Origin of the sequence: Exiguobacterium sp. SH4S7 (assembly GCF_004336795.1) — a bacterium.
Lineage (GTDB): Bacteria > Bacillota > Bacilli > Exiguobacteriales > Exiguobacteriaceae > Exiguobacterium > Exiguobacterium aurantiacum_A.
This window is the reverse complement of record NZ_SJUT01000001.1, coordinates 92,717-109,920: the sequence shown is the minus strand read 5'-3', so window position 1 is coordinate 109,920 and position 17,204 is coordinate 92,717. Positions and strand designations below refer to the sequence as shown.

Sequence of the window (17,204 nt, the reverse complement as noted above, 5' to 3'; positions counted from 1 at the left end):
TTTCCTCAGCTTTCTATGACCCACGACCCCATCCTCACTTGGACGGTGTGTTGATTGTTTTGGAATTTAATCGCTAACTTGACGAACTTGGCCTCGACTTCTTTCGGCAAACGGTGGCGGAGCGTGTTCGCGCCGGGACGGAGTTCATGGCTGAACGCCGTCTTCTTCAAATTCTTTTTCGCATCGTATTGCATGACGTATAGTTCGATCGGTGTCGTCTCGTCAGACACGAGTTCGATCGTTCCTTCGATGTTTATATAAGGGGCGCTACCGAGTGTCGCATCTTTTTGGAACTCTGTCGATGGCGGCGCACTGAAGCTCTGGTTGAACAATTGTACGTAGCCGTTCTCCCCGCCGAGCGGTTTGACTTCGATATGGGTGGCAAATCCTTCTTCACGCATGTTGAACAGTTCGGCGTTGAACGGGATGAAGTAGTGATAGATGAACGGCTTGATCGTGACACTGCGCGGCTTGTGTGCCTCCGGAATCATCAACTCGACCGTCTCCGGTTCGATTTCCGAACCAGACAGGCGGGCCGACCAGTTTTTAGCCGTCCAGTCGTTCCAAAGTGAGACGTAGCCATGGTCTGGCGTCTCGCTCGGTTGGAAAGCCTCAGTCACGCCCGATTCGACACCGAGCAATTCATTCATTCGCTTCACTTGAGTGGATGCGGTCGCCTCAAGCATGAGCCGCCAATTGAGCGGCGTCGGTACGACCGTCGGCAGTAGCGGTGCGTCACTCCAAGCGAACGTCTCCTTGACGAAGTGGAGCGGCTTCGTACCAAATAGCTCCTCGAGCGCAACTTTGACGAGATGACCTTGGCGGCGCAGTTCGTATGGCGCTTCGAGGATGTGACGCAAGACGTCGCGGTCGAAGAGCGGTTGCAACAGCGTCATCTCACCCATGAACCCACGCCGTGCGTAAGCATGGAAATGTTCGATTTTCAAATGGAACCAGACCGCTTCGAGCCGGCCGTTCCAATCGCGTTCCGGTTCTGCGTCGAATAGGCGGTCGAGCATACCTTCAACTTGTTCGCGTTCCGCTTCACCAAATCCTTCGAATGCACGAATCGCTTTACGTGATAATTGTTGCTTCGCTTCGTGCTCATCCATGTTGTCTTTCAAAAACACGTGTTTCCCGTACAACCAATCCGTCCCGTGTTTCCCAACCTCGACATAGTCAAGGTCGACGGCTCTACCGGTCGGGATGCTCTCATAGGCAGTCAAGTTGCCGTCTGTCGCCTCGTAGGAAGCGGCGATCCGTTTAGAGAGCGACAACGCGAGTGTCGCCTCGGGGGCAGCCGTCTCGGCGAGCTCGATGTCGTCGAACAAGTCGCGTGCGACACGCGCCTCGTTCCCTCCCATGTCAGGTACGTGCAGCGTCACGTTTTTTCCGGCTTCGAGATAAAGTTTTGTGAGTAACACGTCGAGCGCTGACCCGGCGAACGGGATATTGACGGCTTGCATCGGTACGTTGACCGCGTTTCGAAGCGCCGTCATCCACGAGTCGACAAAATCGTCGCGGAGTTGTGGCGTACTTTGCGGAAGTTCGTCCCACGTGTCGATCAATATCGCTCCGTCACGCACCGTCAATCGTTCGCCCGCACCGAGACGTTTGACCCCTTCGAAGCGAGTCCCGTCCCCAAACACATGCCCAATGAGGCGCATCTGAGAGACGGCCTCTGCGCGAACGGCCGTTTTCCCGGCTAGCTGTGCCACTTCTTCAAGTGACGTCCCGACGACGACCGGACTTTCTGAATAGTAGACCGGGATCAAGTTATTGAACGGGACGGCGACGCTGAACTGTTCGTCTAACGTGAACGAGATGTTCATCCCGTTCGGTTCGTCTCGTGACTGATCGTACATACCGAGACGAACGTCGAGCGGCGTCTCCGAGACGATGTGTGTCAGACCGTCGCGGCGCTCGAAATCAAGCGTCTGACCAGTCGATTCATATATAAAATGGCTCATAGCGTATCTCCTCAAAATAATTTCAAAACAAGCAAACCCGGAATGACCGGGCTTGCTTTTAGTGTTTCCGATTCAATTCTATCAAAAGGAGCTGTTCAAGCTTCGGTGCGAGCGTCTCGATGGCGAAATGATGATGTGCGTAAGCCATATAGTCTTGTGTCGCTGCGAGTAGCTTGGCTGAATCATCGCGGAACGATCGGATGATGTCGACGCCGTCTAGCACGTTTTCCATCAGCACGTCGTCCGGATAAATCGTTTCACTCCCCGTCCAATGGCGGATGATCGGGAACGTTCCCGACGTCATCGCCTCTGCTGGCGCAAGATGAAAGCTCTCGAGGTCACTCGTCGATAAGATGAAGCCGATTTTCGTCAGCCATTCCGGAACATCATCACCGTGACCGTCGAAGACGACACTGTCCTTGAACGTCGGTTCCTCAAGTCGTTCGAGCAGACGATCGTAATAGGCGCGCTCGTCTTCCCGTTTGTTGATCCAGTAAATCTCGTTCGGATGATGCCCTTTGATGAACAGCTTGTAGCGCGTGTCTTCCTTGCGGAGCGTCTCGAGCATGTCGAGCGCGAGATCAAGTCGTTTCAACTTCGGATTGACCCCGATCATACCGAGGTGGAACGTCAACTCGTCCAGCTGTTTCGGTTGGATGAGACGCGTCCCGTCGACCGCGTTGTAAATCATCGTCATCTTATGACGCGGGATCCGGAACAAGCGGTACATCTCTTCGAGCATATACGGCGACACGAGGATGATCCGGTCGATGTTGTGAAGGTTGTACTCCCGCGGGAACGGTGTCTCTTTCTCTTGACGGTGGATGCGCACGATCATCGTCTGGTGTGGCTTTTTATGGTGCGAATACCAGACGGCGTTACCGAGACCCCACTCACAGAAGATGATATCGGCCTGGTCCAAGCACGCCTTACTGTGATTCACGTCATGGATTTTGTGACCTTCCCACTCGTCAATCAAGACGTTGAAGCGCGGATGGCGCTCGAAGTAGTCCATGAACAGACGCAGGAATTTGAAATCGTGTCCGGCGAAGAGCAAGTTGATCTTCTTCATCCCCCACAGTTCATCGTGGAGACGTTTATACGTGTTCGTGAACGTATAATACTGCGCCATCTCATAGAGGCGACTCGCCGCATCACGATAGACACGTTCATCTGTGAGCGCGAGCTTCGCCTTCTCGATGAACTCGTCTTCCGAATTGACGAATAGCGGATAGTCCGCACCGAGGATGAGTTCGTGCATCGGGTTACGGTTCAACAGCACCGGTTTTCCGAGCGATCCGTACTCGAGCAGTTTCGTCGACAGTTCAAGACTCGCGTCGAGCTCCGGATGACGCCACGACACACCGATCGCACTCGAGTCGATCAACGTCTCGACATCGGCGCGTGGAATCCCTTTCAACCAATGGACGCCGTCATCCGCCTTCAAGCGGGCGAGTACGTCTCGTTTAAAGTTCGGGTTGTTCGGGTCTTGATTGAACTTGTCGCCGGCGACGTGGAGTTCGGCCGGGTAGTCGGCCCGAAGCTTCGCGAACGCGTCGAGAATCTCCGTCGAATACCATAGCGGGGCGAACTTGCCCGTATAGACGAGGCGATCGTTCGGTTTCGTGAACGTCGGCGTCTCGTCTTTCACGTTCGGGATCATCGGGTTCAAGATGAGGAACGGCCGGTCCGTCGGCAGGAACGATTCGAAATACGTCTTCATCGCCTCGGTCTGACAGAGCATGCGCGCCGAACGCGACGCGATCTGCTGCAAGCGGGCGAGTTCTTCTGCCGACGCCTGCGTATGGTCGTGTGTGAAGTCGGTGATATATGTCCACGTCTTCGCCATCGTCCGTTCATACTGTGACAAGTCGTAGGCAAGCTGGAAGCCACGGATGAATGACATGTCGTAGCCGCCTGTCGTCATCAACTCGTCAATCAGCCCGGCCGCTTCGTCGGCTTGGAGTACCCCGCGCTCGTAGTACGGCGCGTCTTGTCTGCCTGAATCTTTGGCGAACACATCGATGAAGCGGACGTTCGGCAACTCACGGATGCCGGCCGTCACTTCCGGTTTTGTGATCGAGCGCTTCAGCAGCACGTCGACTTGAATCGATGGGTCTTGGTTCAACATCGAGACGACGGACGTCAGCCAAATGGCCGACCCGTCGATCAAATTTAAATTGACATCCCCATAGACGAGGACGCGAAGTGGTGTCGTCATAATTGTACCTCCTGAGCGACCGCTTTTGGCATATCGCTCCCTGCTTTCACGTATTGATACGGGTCTGTACTGAAGATCCGTTCTCCGGACTGAGCGAGCTCTTTGAGCGTCTCGTCTTGTTTTAAGACATCGAGCGCTTCAAGGACGCTGTAGAAGCGGAGCACATCCGGCTTCATGATCGAGCGCGACGGGGTCGCGTCGAAGACGTAGCGGTACGTGCCGTCCGAGTCAATTTTTTCGAGTCCGTCTTTCCAGACGAAGTAATCTTCTTTCGTCAAGATGTTCGAGTCCGCGTAACGCGTCGCGAGCATGTAGTCAGACACGTACGCCGGTCCGTAATAGTCACTCGGACGGATGAACGCCATCCAGTCGAAGCCTTCAAGAATCTCAGACAAGGCGTTATATTGCGTCAAGTAACTGAGCATGAACGTCGAGATGTCCTCGGTGTTGTAAGCTTCATACAAGTCAAGATGCCCCTCGAACTTGTCGAGGAAGACGACGAGGTGTTTATGCTCGTAGTCTTGCGCGCGGAACGTCTCGACGGCGCGGTCCATCTCGTCAGCTGAGCGGACGAACGCGACGAGCGCGACTTCCGGGTGATCGACACGATACGGCAGACCGATGTTGCCGACGACTTGGGCGAGACGTTGTGTGTACGTGTGGTACTTGAGCACGTGTCGCATGCCGCCCATGGCGACGTCTTCATAGAAGCTGTCGTCCGTGAGCAGTTTGCGGAACGTCTCTTCGAGCATCTCGTCGCCTTCGTCTAAGAAGACGTAATCCCCGAGCATCTGCTTGACGCCGACAGAGCGCGTACTGACGACCGGCGTCGCACAAGCGAGCCCTTCGAACACGCGGCGTGAGAACATCGTCGGTGAATCGTTCACCGAGTTGACGTTCAGCATGACTTTGAAGCCTTTATACGCTTTAGCGATTTGGTTGTACTTCAAGCTGCCGCGGATGGATTTACGGAACTGCTCCGGGAATTGGAGTTGATCCGTCTCACCGCGTTGGTTCATTTCATAGTTCCGGTCATAGATGACAAGGCCATACTTATCAGCCGCCGCGAACAAGCGATCCATATCGATACGGCGCGATTCGTGACGGTTTGCGTAATACGAACCGGCGAACGAGGCGTACGGTTCACGTGTGCCCGGCAGGCGGATCGGATTATGCTCTTTCGGCTGCGCCGCGAACGGCAAAGCGCCGACCCGGTCATGTCCGCAGTCTTCTTTATAGTTATCGAGAATGTTCGCATCCGTCGTGTAGACAAAGTCGAACCGTTTCGCCGTCTCGATGAAGCGGTCATAGTGAATCGGGTCTTCTTTATTCCAAAACACGGTCGGCACGTTGTTGACGCGGCACCAGTCGAGGAGCGCATCGAGCTCTTCCCACGTGTTCGTGCCATATTTGACGATTTTCTTCTCCCACGTCTTGTCGTTCCCTTTCCAGGCCGATTCGACCATGAGGAAGTCCGGTTGACGGTCGGCGAGAACAGCCGGCCAATCGTCCGGCGAGAATGTGATCAGTTCACATTCAGGGCGATACGAGGCGGTCGTGAACTCATCAAAGATGGCTGCGACTTTCATCTCGTGAAGCTCGCGTGGTTTCGCTTCAAACAGACGGGCCTCGCGTGGGTCGATCCACTCTGGCACTTGCGTCCGGTCCGTGATGATCTCTTCGGTGACGCGGATGTTCGTGACGAGCGTTTCGCCAGTCCCGTCGACGCGGAGTGCGAAGCGCAGGTAGCGCACGTCTTTCCCGAACTCGAAAATCTTCTCGCTGCCGAGTTGTACTTGCTGCATCGACAACCGCTCAGTCAACGAATACGAGATGATGTAGAGGACGACACCGGTGTTCGCATCGAGTTCACCGTCGACCGTCACACGGTAACGATGGTTCGGTCGGACCGTATACGGTTTCTCTTTCGGGAGGACCGTGAAGCGGTTGTTCGTTTCCATATACGACACGTAGCGGCGCACGTCCGGCTCGACATCGAGGACGAGACGGAGACCAGACGGATCTTGTTTTAACTTGATTGATTCCGGTGTCGGGATCGTCCAGAACGTCGGGTCAAGGTCGAACGTCTCGGTACGGCGTACACTGTTCTCACGGATGACGCCGATCTTCAAGTCTGAGAGTGTACCGTTGCCGTGGAAACGGATGAAATAGCGAACCGAATCATGGCTCGGTGTAAGGCTCAAGACGTTACTGAAGCCGAGCGGGACCTCGATGAGCTGGTCGCGCTCACCGTGGGCATACGTCGCGACGAACAACGTCGCTTTCGCCAGCTCTTCGGCTTCTCCTTTTAAATAGAAACGATAGACGTAATCGTCCATATCAGCGAGCGAAAAATCGATACCGCGTTCGGTGTCGACGTGAGGGAGCGCCGTCTCGAGCACACCGTAGTGCTCGTATTGGTTCCCTTGCCCGCTGACACGAATGAGCCCGCCATCGATCTCAACGATTCGGCTAAGCGGCGAGATGAGTTCGAGCGAATCCACATCTAAAGGAATCATCGCGTCAAAGTCGGCGTCTGCCACCGCACTGCTCATTCCTTCGACGTTCCAAAGCGATTGTCCGTCAATCAGGAGCGATTGAATCAAGACCCGACCTTTTCCTTGCGTTTGAATCACAAAGCGTGTCTTCGTCTCACCGTCTACAAGCGAGACCGTCGTACGGACACCGTCTCCGACGCGAACGACACGTTTGCGTTCTTCGTCGCTATAAATCATGACGAGCAACGTGACTTCGATGTCACCGCTCTTCTCAACGTTTAAACTCGCGTCAAACTCGCGGATTGACGGGTTGAGTTGAAATGAGTTCGCACCAGGTACCGTCCGAAACGACGAGGCGCGCTCACCGTATGATAAAAATTGTTTTTCAGCCATCGTAGAAACGAGCGCCGCACCGTCAACTTCATAGTTCGCAGACGTCCGAGCGTGCCAAGACGGGACGACTTCGACGAACTGTCTCGTCTGCACTTGCGTCTTCGTTCCTTTCATCAACCGACGGCCGATTCGTTTGCCGCGTTGCATGCCTAAATAGACACCACGCTTCACTTTTCGTTTCCAACTCATGGGGGGTTCCTCCAAATTCATAATGGCATCGTTTTCTCTTTAACCGATGCCCTGTTATTTGAAACATCTCGTTTCGACACCCATTGATTATAGCAAACGCTCAATTCAAAAGGCAAAATCATCTGTTTGACAAAACGGAGACAAAAAAAGGACACCCAGTGGATGTCCTTTCGAAAATCATTATTTGACGTCTTTGATACGGTCTTCAACAGTTGGTGTGACTTCGCCTTGCTTCACGAGATAGTCACGCATGATCTCCCAGTCGATGAGACCAAGGTCGTTGACGCGTCCTTCTTCATAAGCCTTCTTGAACTCGAGGTAGTTGTCGCCACCCTTCGCTGCGAAGAAGTTTGTGGCAATCTTGTAAGTTGCTGCCGGGTCGATGTCGACATACGTCTCGCCTTGGAGCACTTGCGCCTTGACGACACGGCTGTTCGCCGGTTTCGAGCTATCGAACTCAAGCTTCATGCCAGACATGTGGAGGAAGCCGCCGCTCTCGATCGGATAGACGCTGACACTACGTTCAAGTGCCGCGAGCAACTCACTGCCTTGAAGCGTCATGACCGCGAGTGTGTTTCCGAATGGAAGCGTCGTGAGCACTTCGCCTGTCGTGATTGGGCCTGCATCGATTTTAGCACGAATACCGCCCGCGTTTTGAATCGCCGCGACGACTTGTGGGTCGGCTTGTTTCGCACGTTCGAGCATGCCGTCCGTGATCAAGTTACCAAGAGCCGTCTCATTTTTACGAACGCTCGGCTTCGTCACGTCACCTGCGTCGCGCAAGTTTTCAAACTCGGCAGTCGCTGTCGCGCCGATTTCAGCGTTCTTGATGCCGTCGATTTCAGCCGCGAACGGTGCGAGGAGTCGGGCTGCGCCTGGGTCTGGTGCATACGTCTTCACATCGATGAGCTTACCGGCTTGTGAGACGACTTTTCCGTCTTTATCGAAGACGAGGTCGAGCGTACCGAGGAAGTCACCGTATTGATACGCTTGGACGACGACGGTCGAGTTACCACCTTCTGTGATGACGACTGGTGCGTCAAGACGTGAGTGTGAGTGACCGCCGATGATGACATCGATGCCGTCGACGTTTTTCACGAGTTCGAGGTCGTTGTCGATTGCCGGGTTGTCGTCGTAACCGAGGTGCGAGACAGCGACGATTTGGTCGACGCCCATGTCTTCGAACGCTTTGACGGCTTTTTTCGCTTCGTCGATATAGTTTTGGAATTGAATCGGTCCTGGGCTCGCGATGTTCGCCGTGTCTTCCGTCGTCAAACCGAAGAATCCGACTTTCTTACCGTCGACTTCTTGGATGATCCCTTCATACAAGCGACCGTTGTAAGGCTTCGTCGCGATCTCATCACGGAAGAGCGACTTCACGTATTGATCGTTCGAGTAGTCGACGTTCGAGCTGACGAACGGGAAGTTCGCGTAACGGACGAATTGTGCCAACTCTTTATGGCCTTGCTCTGTGCCGAGGTCGAACTCGTGGTTACCCGGTACCATCATGTCGTACTTCATATAGTTCATGAGCTTAAGATCGACTTGTCCTTTGAATTCGTTGAAGTAGAGCGAGCCTGAGAAGACGTCACCCGCGTCAACTAAGAGGCGGTTCGGGTTAGCGGCACGGAGTTCTTTGACTGCCGAAGCACGGTTCGCCGCAAAGTCGAGCGACGCATGCGTGTCGTTCGTATGCATGAACGAGAGTTCGAAACCTTTTACTTCGTAAGGAACGTCGAGCGTCACCGTGCGGCCTTTGTGCGTGTACGATGCCGTCGCCGTGAACTTCCCGATCTTGTCAGTCGATAAGTTCGTCCACTTCACCGGTTGGCGTAGAACGCGGTCGACGAATTGGATTTGGAGTGTGTTCAATTGCCCAGTCAACTTCTCGCCGTGCTTGAACGTCCACTCACCCTTCGGTGCGATGATCGCTTTCGGATAGTTGATGACGCGCACTTTCTTCTCGAAGTGTTGGTTCTTCCACTTGATGTAGCCTTTTACCGTTTGATATGTACCGAGCTTGTCCATGTTGACTGTCGATTTGTACCAATAGATCTTGTTGCCTTGGTATGTCTTGTCGAGCGCTGCGTCAAGATCCCCGTTTTCAACGAAAGCCGCCTTCAACTTGATTGTTTTTTTGGCCGGGGCTGCCTCTGTCACGACCGCTGGGGCGATCACCGATGCCGTGAGCGTCGCCGCGAGCATCCCTTGATAAAACTTGCGTGTCTTCGAATTCAACATGCACTGTTCCTCCTCTATTATGTATAAGTCGACCGAACCGAAGTCATAACCGCCATTTCGTCGCCACTGCCAGATGTCTGACCTCAAGCCAATGGAAGCGATTACAAAACACGTACAGACTTCACTTTTAAAGATACGCAATCTCATAGAATAACACAATTACTTTTCTGTAAATATTTCGTTATTTCTTTTGAATTTTGAAAAAAAGGACACCTATTGGCATCCTCTCACTCATTCTGATATTTCACCTTCCTCAAGCTCCAACACCGGTCCTTCACCCTTCGGCATCTCAATCGTCCGCGAGCGTCCGTCCGAAAGAGAATACGTGACAACATAACTCGCATCATTCTCAACCACGTTCGAGAACGTAACGTTCGTCCCCGACTTCGACATGTGGAACAACGTGACGAACGATGTCCCTGCACCCGTTTTCGTCGAGACGACTTGGTGACGCGGCACCCACTCGAAGTCACGGTAGGCGATAAAGCTCGACTCTCGTTTCATGGCATCAGACGACGCGACCGGAAGCTGAACGACTTGGAGAGTGCGTCCCTCTTTGTCGCGGAACGTCATCTCACCAGTTTGTTCCGCGACCGGTTCTAACCCGACACCGAGGTGGAAACGTTGGGTGAACGAGGCACGCGAGTCCGACCGAATCGTATCGGCGACAATAACCGTGCCCGCTTGATCATGGGCGATACTGCGCGTATGGTGCATATCCTGCCCAATCAACTCGCTGTACCCAAGTGCTCGTTGTAACCCTTCCGTCTCCTCGACCGAGACGATCCCGCTCTTACCGATCGTACTCGGATGAAGCGTCAATTGCCGGGTGCCAGTGTTCACCGTGTTATGGGCGTTGACGTGCACCGCTGCATTTCTCTGCGGAAGCGTCGTGTACCCGAAGCGTCCCGTCTCGACGATGAAGTCACGGCCGTAGCCGTACAAGTCGATGCTCAAATCGTCTTGATGCTTGTGCGCCGTATTATGGAAGCCGGCCGTCATCATGAGGGAGATGGCATCAGCGAACGGCTCCTTCTCACCCCAATGTTCACGTAGAATCGCGTATTGGGTATGGAGCTGTTTCGTCCGTTCGAGCGGGCGTTCCCCTTCCTTCCCGCCACTGACCGCATACATGAGATGCGGATAATTGCGCAGCGTCGATATCATCGACATCGTCCGCGGCTCGCCTGTCGTGTCCCCAAACAGCGGCAGCGTCCGGTTCGGCTTGACGAGATGAGTCAGCGTCTCCGGCATCTGTCGGACGGCTTCGAGCCGTGGTGACGTCGTGAAGGCGTTCGCCTCGATCCAGCGATTGAAGCGGTACAGCATCTCATACGTGTACACTTGATAGCCCGGCGAATGCTCGAGATGGACGTTGTCCGGACTCAACGAGTGGTCGAGCTGCTCGGTCAGACGCAACGCGGCGAGGTCGCGCCACTCCGATGACCGTTCGAGTTCCGGGAACGTCTCGGCGATATCGGTAAGCGCCATGTCTTGGAAGATGCCGTGATTATGGCGCGGACGATAAAATGACGGCGTCGATAGGATGTCACCGTGACCTTCGACCGTGCGCAACACGAGCGCGCTGAACGCCGGGTCGTTGTTCAGACGCGACTTTTTAAATTGATTCCAAAAGTTGATCAAGTGGAACGTCCGGATGGCCGTCCCTTGCTGATGATAGGCGTTCGGATAACGCTTATACTGCGCTGTCGGATACTGTTTGACCCACCCTTCGACGAGCTGTTTACCGTATGCCAAATACTTGGCATCTTTCGTGTAATGGTACGCCATCGTCACTTGGTTCAAGACCATCCAGTACTGGGCCTGGAACATGAACGACATCGAGTCGCCGACTCGAATGTCCCGCTCCCAATCGAACGTCGCGATGTCCGGGACGGCTTGTCGACCCGGTGCCGCACCGAGACGCCAACTGCCTTTGAGCGCCGAGTCCGCTTGCGATACCGCCTGCGCCTCGGTCAAGAAACCATAATAATATGGCACTTCGCGCTTCACCGAGCGCGCCGTATAGTTGTGGAGCAGACGGTCGTACTGACTGTCAGCGACGACCGCCTGCGTGAGGAGTGCCGTCTTGAGCGGGATGTCCCGTTTCAATCCGTATGTACGGCGTCCATTGACCTCGACTTGATAGTACCCGCCCGAGACGCCAACGACGTCATAGCGCTTGTTCGGCGCGAGCAATGCGATCGGCTTCATCGACTTATCCGGCATGAGCCGATAGACGGTCGTGTCTTTCGCGACTTCTGTGAAGAAGGGACGCGCGCCGGCTTCGGCCCCGACAGACGTCGCCGCCATGACGAGCGCCGTCGTGAGAAGCGTCCCTTTCATTAATGTGTTCATCGAATACCCCATTTATCTTTTTTTACCATCATAACACGTACATAAGGAAACTTTTTCAAAATGAAGGGAACCATTTTTTATTTCCGTTTCCAAATAACTCATTTCCATCTTCTGACAAAAGGGTCTGTTTGCATATCCGGTCGTTGCTATACTGAAAGAAAATGCGTAAAGGAGTCCAGTCCCATGAAACGATTTATCATCTTCACCTTGATCGCCACACTCCTCATCGGCGTATTCCCGCCGGCCGTCTCGGCGAAGGCAACATATGTGACCGTGAAGCAAGTCGCCCTCAAGCAATCGGCGTCGACGAAAGCGAAAACGCTCGTCACCATACCGAAAGGCAAGGTCGTCACCCACTTGTCCGATAAAGGCAGCTGGTCGAACGTCCAATACGGCAAGCAGAAAGGCTACGTCGCCAAGCGCGACATCAAGAAGCAGACCGCCGCGCCGAAACCGGCGGCGGGCACGTTGCCGGCACCAAGTTATGCGTATACACAGTTCGCCTCTTACAAAGGCGGTTCGGTGATCAGCATTTATGGGAAAAGCTATAAAATCGACCCGCCGCTGCTGCCGTTCTTCAAAAAAAACGTGGCCACCCTGCAGACAATCTTCGGACTGCCGATCATATCCGGAAATACCGTGACCGGCTATAAAGAGCTGAAATTTGATTTGCGCGGCCCTAAAGCTGCCCAGATTCAGATCGATGCCACGGCGGCGAGCCGCATCCACACGTTCGTCGTCCCGATTGACGCCTTCCCGAACCTGCCCGTCACGATCACGGCGGCCGCCCCGGTTCGCCAGCTCGCGACGTATGGCGCTAGACCGTATGAAAAAGGGTTTTACGGGGAAAGCGATTTGCGCTTGAACGGAACGTTCCGGCAAGTCGACTTGACAGGTCGCGCCACCCTCACCGGTAAAGCGACGATCGACCGCCTCGTCCTGCGGATGGGCGACCTATATCCGTCCGCCCACAGCTACACGGCCGACGTCCAAATCAATGGGACGATCACGCACCTAGAGAGCCTCTACCGGGACGCCCAAGTCACACTCGGAAAAACGACCGTCGTCCGTAACCTTAAAGGTGTGGACGCCAATCAGCTGCTCGACGGTCAATTCGGCCTCATCCGCGGGACAAGACCGCAAGCGACGCTCGTTCGCGGACGGTGGATGAATGACCCTGAGCGGCGAATCAGTTCTTGGACCGAGATGATGGCGAATCGAACCATCGATGACAAGACGCTACGTCAATGGTTCACGCAGCTCGGTTTAAAACACGTCACGGACGACGCCCTCCCCTCATACCGACTCGCATTCGAGACGAACGCGAAAGCGACCAACACACGCATCGAGATGGGGACGCTTGAGTCTTGGCAGCGGCTCATCCTCGACGTGAACGCCTCACTCGGCACAACGACGTATGATCACCCGTTCGTCTTGGCGAACGACAACGACATCCTCGTCCGTCACGATCGCCCGCTTCGTGATTTGAAGACCGACCGAACGGATCTTTATCAATACGAGTTGATCGGGCTCATCGGTCCAACGGGTCAGTTCGAACAGATTGCCTTCAAGCGGACGCATTCCAATCCGAAATTGCATCAGTTCGGCACCCTTGACAGTCAAATGATTCTTGAACCATACGAGGCACCCGGTCTGTACCGTCACGTGTCCATCCAAAACGGAAAGCGGCACATCGTCTCTGTCGAAGTCGCCGATGTCGACGGACGTCTCGGCATCGTCAAAGTGAACGGACAACCGTTGCATGCTTTTCAAAAGCCCGCACCAAAAGTCGAAGTCAAACTGAGCAGCGGGTACATCTTCATCCGCTCGTCGGACCAGGCATGGCTACAACACGCTCAACAGTTCAAGACAGGCGGGACTTATGATGAACCGACCCAACTCGCGGTGGGCAACGTGTCGGATGCCGGCGATTGGAACAAAGGGACATACCTCGCGGCCGGCAGTTACGGATTGAGCAAAGGAAAATCGATTCGGATTCAAGCGTATGGCTACAAGGATGTACTCGTCAGAATCCCTTAATATCTATGTTTTTGAAACGTAATTTCGTAAAACTATTCAATTCCTTGTATTTGGAATTCATAAAAGAGTAAACGTCAATTAATCCAAAATCACAACCTAAAAAAACAAAAAAAGAAGCGACAAATTATGGATATAAATGTATACTGATGTGGAAGAAACTGATAGAAAGAGGTGCGGTCATGACAACTTTTCTCCCTTGTTCCGAGCGATTCACATATAAACGAAATTTACAACGGCTCGCGGAGATCGATTTGCACCAGTCAGCCACATCCGAATTCTCGTTCACGCTGCGCGTCAGTGAGCAAGCGAAGCTGGCCGAGCCATTCCAACAAATCGATTCACTCGACTCGGCAGCGCTTTGGAAATGGTTCCCGAACGTCAAAGCCAAATACGATACGCAGCGCGACTGCCTCAAAGCCGCGACGTCTTGCCTGTCTGTCATGGTCATCAATTAATTTTTCAAACGAGGTGCTTCACGCGCCTCGTTTTTCTTCACAAGAAAACGCCTGCCCGATTTCAATTCGGACAGGCGTTTTTCGGTTTAGCGGACGGTCACATACACCGTCTGCGTACGCCCTTTCGGCGTCGTGAATTTGATGGTCAGGCGTGTGCCTGACTTTTGTGCCGCAATCGCGACCGGTGTCGATTTCGATGTCACCGTCTTCGTCGCGATCAGCGTCGTTCCGCGACGGACCGTGATCGTGCCGTAGTCGACGTTCGAGTTCACCGTAAGCGTGCGCATCGTACTCGTCGGGGCGGCGACCTTCATGACCGGGGTAAGACCCGCCTTCACGTTCACCGTCTGGACGAAGCGATAGACACCGCGTGTGCTGACGAGCGTGATCTTCGCCTTGAGCGGTTGCGGTGCCAAGCTCATGACGACACGGCCCGTCGATGAGCTCTTGCCGCTCGTGATTTGTTTCGTCCCGTTCTGCAACGTGACGCGACTGTTCGGGAGCACCATGCCGACCCACGTCTTCTGTTCATCGTGGAGACGAATGTTGCTGAACGTCACTTGCGGAAGGGCGAGGCGTGTGTCGAGCTTTTGCCCGCCTCGTGTCAAGCGGACGAGGACGATGTCGCCCGGTTTTGCCGGCACCGTGAAGCGTGTCGATGAGACCGGTGTCGCCGTCGTCAACTTCCCGTTGATGAAGAATTGGAGCACAGCGCGCGTGTCACGGCGAACACTGACGACCGTATGCGTCGCCGTCATCGCGACGTCCGTCACTTGGAGGATGGTCGGACCAACTGCGGCGACACGATGTTCGAGCGTCTTCTCCCGGTCACCGGCTTTGGCGACGACTTTGATGACGTCCCCGTCTTTTAATGGCGTCGTCAACGAGACCGTCTTCCCATTCCCGACGTGTTTTCCGTTGATATAATGTGTGAACGTCGTCAATTTTGCCGTCGAAGATATCGTGAGTGTCGTATCTCCTTCGTTCGGCGTGCCGGCTAGACTGAATACCGGTTCGGCCCGTTCATAGACGACGAGCTTCTTCTCGGCTCCTTCCGTCCCGGCCGGCGCGTACTGGATCTCGACACCCTTGGCGATCGGGTCGACCGTATCGGTCACACGGGCGATACCGTTCGCGTCCGCTTGTATCGTGTCATAGTAGCGGTGCGCATACTCGATGACGTACAAATCGATTTTCCCATTCGGCACCGTCTTGAAGACAACACCTGCCTCCGCTGAATCGCTCACGACCGTGATCGTGTTCGCTTCCGGATTCGGCGTCGGCACGACGAACGGTTTCCGATAAACGTATGTCCCGCTCGAATTCGACGTCACCGTGAGCGGTGTCCCCGGGAGCAGGCGCTCCGTCTGCATACGGAAGACACCCGTCGCGTCAGCACTTGCCGTGTATGTCAACACGTCAGTCTCTGACTTCAACACACGGACGGTGACACTTGCCCGCGGCGACGTCTGTCCGACAATTTCACCAGCAAGACCAAATCGATTTAAACTGACCGTCCCTTCATCTGTCGTATTCAAACTACCGCTAAATACTTTCCCCAGATAAACAAAATCGTAATAGACGGTCGTCGCATAGCTCCGATTGAACGGCGACGTCAACAGCTCATAACGGCCATTTTTCTTCGCTCGTTCAATCGAGATCGACTCGGTCGTCCCGTCCAGGTAAGTCGCGCTCAAATAGACCGGGTAGTCACGCTTCGTATAAATCGTCGTGTCCCCTTCGCGATTTTGGCGCTTGTCGACGACGAGTTCGAGTTTCGTCGGAAGCTTTTTATAATCGGCCATCGGCATCGTCTGATCTGTGAAGCCGAGGACGCCGTTATAGACGCGCGGCACGGTGTCCGTTTGGTACGTCTCGGTTTCGCCGGTCGTCACATCGTGCACCGAGTAAGCTTTTTGTCCGGTCCAGTGCAGCGCCCCGTTCGACATCGCATATTCGGTCCGTGAGTGATTTCGTGTCGTCAAGGTGACCGCACCGGTCGTTTCATTGTAAATGTAGTGGGCCTCGTTCGAATAACCTGTCACATAGACGGTCGTCTTTTCGAACGTGAGCACTTTGTTGATCGGGTTCAGTTGGCGAGGCAACGTCCGAGTAAAGAGCGTCGCGCCCGTCTCGACCGACACGTGGTCGACCGTCTCGAGGTGGCTCGACGCGGCGAGCACCGTTTTTCGATCTGTCGACAACGACACGTAACGTGTACCAAGGTCTTTCTCCCAAATCACGTCTCGGTTGAGTGTTGTCATGACGGTCTTGCCGTCTTTGTACCAGAGCAAACGATCATTTTCAACATCCGCCCCGAGCAATTTGTCGTCTTCATCGAACCAGAAAGCGGTGACGCTGCCATCAAAACCGATGAGGTAACTCGTCGTGGAACAACCCGAGCAACTTCTCAAGATGACGACGTGGTCACCATCAATACTTGCGAAGCTATTGACGTCATGATGACGCATAATGTCTAGCGTCTCCTCGAGCGGAATGCGCTCACCGGTCGCAGGCTCATATAGCGCCGTCCAGTCGTTTAGTAAGACGTAAGGGCTGTTTGAGATCCGGTGGTGCCCTGGGATCGGCTCATTGGTCGTCTCGGCGTTCGCACTTGGCAAAGCGAAGCCGGAGGCAACCAAGAAGAGCGCCAACAAAAAAATAATTCGTTTCACGTATGTTTTCCTCTTTTCTTAAAATTATGGGAAATGATATTTTTTATTACAAAAAAAGTATAATCTCTTTTTTAGAAAAGGGAAATAGTTTTTTGTGTAAGGTATAGAAAAAACCGGCAGTGCCGAGGCACTACCGGTTTACAAGATGGCTCCGTCCGAAGACT

General features: G+C 54.1%; 8 protein-coding genes. 2 read left to right on the top strand and 6 right to left on the bottom strand.

Annotated elements, in window-relative coordinates; genetic code table 11:
* Window positions 1-5 precede the first annotated feature (5 nt).
* The 5 genes from EVJ29_RS00505 to EVJ29_RS00485 all read right to left on the bottom strand — a co-directional run bounded on the left by EVJ29_RS00505 (window position 6) and on the right by EVJ29_RS00485 (window position 11,870).
* Window positions 6-1,970, bottom strand: coding sequence for a hypothetical protein (locus EVJ29_RS00505; protein ID WP_131504579.1), 1,965 nt, complete (start codon window positions 1,968-1,970; stop codon window positions 6-8).
* A gap of 58 nt (window positions 1,971-2,028) precedes the next feature.
* Window positions 2,029-4,191 carry a glycosyltransferase gene (locus EVJ29_RS00500; protein ID WP_070328529.1) on the bottom strand — a complete coding sequence of 721 codons (2,163 nt, stop codon included), beginning with the start codon at window positions 4,189-4,191 and terminating at the stop codon, window positions 2,029-2,031.
* On the bottom strand, window positions 4,188-7,271 hold the full coding sequence (locus EVJ29_RS00495; protein WP_131490093.1) for a CgeB family protein: 3,084 nt from the start codon (window positions 7,269-7,271) through the stop codon (window positions 4,188-4,190). Before EVJ29_RS00495 ends, EVJ29_RS00500 begins: the two co-directional genes overlap by 4 nt.
* A gap of 180 nt (window positions 7,272-7,451) precedes the next feature.
* Complete coding sequence (locus tag EVJ29_RS00490; RefSeq protein ID WP_236633334.1) at window positions 7,452-9,512, bottom strand: bifunctional metallophosphatase/5'-nucleotidase; 2,061 nt, start codon at window positions 9,510-9,512, stop codon at window positions 7,452-7,454.
* Between the two features lie 231 nt (window positions 9,513-9,743).
* Window positions 9,744-11,870, bottom strand: a complete 2,127-nt coding sequence (locus EVJ29_RS00485) for a heparinase II/III family protein (protein ID WP_161567319.1) — start codon at window positions 11,868-11,870, stop codon at window positions 9,744-9,746.
* Between the two features lie 183 nt (window positions 11,871-12,053).
* Here EVJ29_RS00485 and EVJ29_RS00480 point away from each other — a divergent pair, with 183 nt between their 5' ends.
* Window positions 12,054-13,910, top strand: a complete 1,857-nt coding sequence (locus tag EVJ29_RS00480) for an SH3 domain-containing protein (protein ID WP_131490095.1) — start codon at window positions 12,054-12,056, stop codon at window positions 13,908-13,910.
* Window positions 13,911-14,089: 179 nt separating this feature from the next.
* Entirely contained in the window at window positions 14,090-14,365 is a 276-nt protein-coding gene (locus tag EVJ29_RS00475) for a hypothetical protein (RefSeq protein ID WP_131464210.1), read from the top strand.
* An 86-nt stretch (window positions 14,366-14,451) separates the two neighbouring features.
* Here the strand turns inward: EVJ29_RS00475 and EVJ29_RS00470 are convergent, their stop codons facing one another.
* Window positions 14,452-17,040 (bottom strand): hypothetical protein, encoded by a 2,589-nt coding sequence (locus EVJ29_RS00470; protein WP_131490096.1) that lies wholly within the window; start codon window positions 17,038-17,040, stop codon window positions 14,452-14,454.
* Between the last annotated feature and the right edge of the window lie 164 nt (window positions 17,041-17,204).

Excerpts from the sequence above, each read along its gene's own strand:
- EVJ29_RS00480 (WP_131490095.1), top strand. The coding sequence starts at position 12,054 with ATGAAACGATTTATCATCTTCACCTTGATCGCCACACTCCTCATCGGC.
- EVJ29_RS00495 (WP_131490093.1), bottom strand. The coding sequence starts at position 7,271 with ATGAGTTGGAAACGAAAAGTGAAGCGTGGTGTCTATTTAGGCATGCAA.
- EVJ29_RS00500 (WP_070328529.1), bottom strand. The coding sequence starts at position 4,191 with ATGACGACACCACTTCGCGTCCTCGTCTATGGGGATGTCAATTTAAAT.
- EVJ29_RS00475 (WP_131464210.1), top strand. The coding sequence starts at position 14,090 with ATGACAACTTTTCTCCCTTGTTCCGAGCGATTCACATATAAACGAAAT.
- EVJ29_RS00485 (WP_161567319.1), bottom strand. The coding sequence starts at position 11,870 with ATGAACACATTAATGAAAGGGACGCTTCTCACGACGGCGCTCGTCATG.
- EVJ29_RS00490 (WP_236633334.1), bottom strand. The coding sequence starts at position 9,512 with ATGTTGAATTCGAAGACACGCAAGTTTTATCAAGGGATGCTCGCGGCG.
- EVJ29_RS00505 (WP_131504579.1), bottom strand. The coding sequence starts at position 1,970 with ATGAGCCATTTTATATATGAATCGACTGGTCAGACGCTTGATTTCGAG.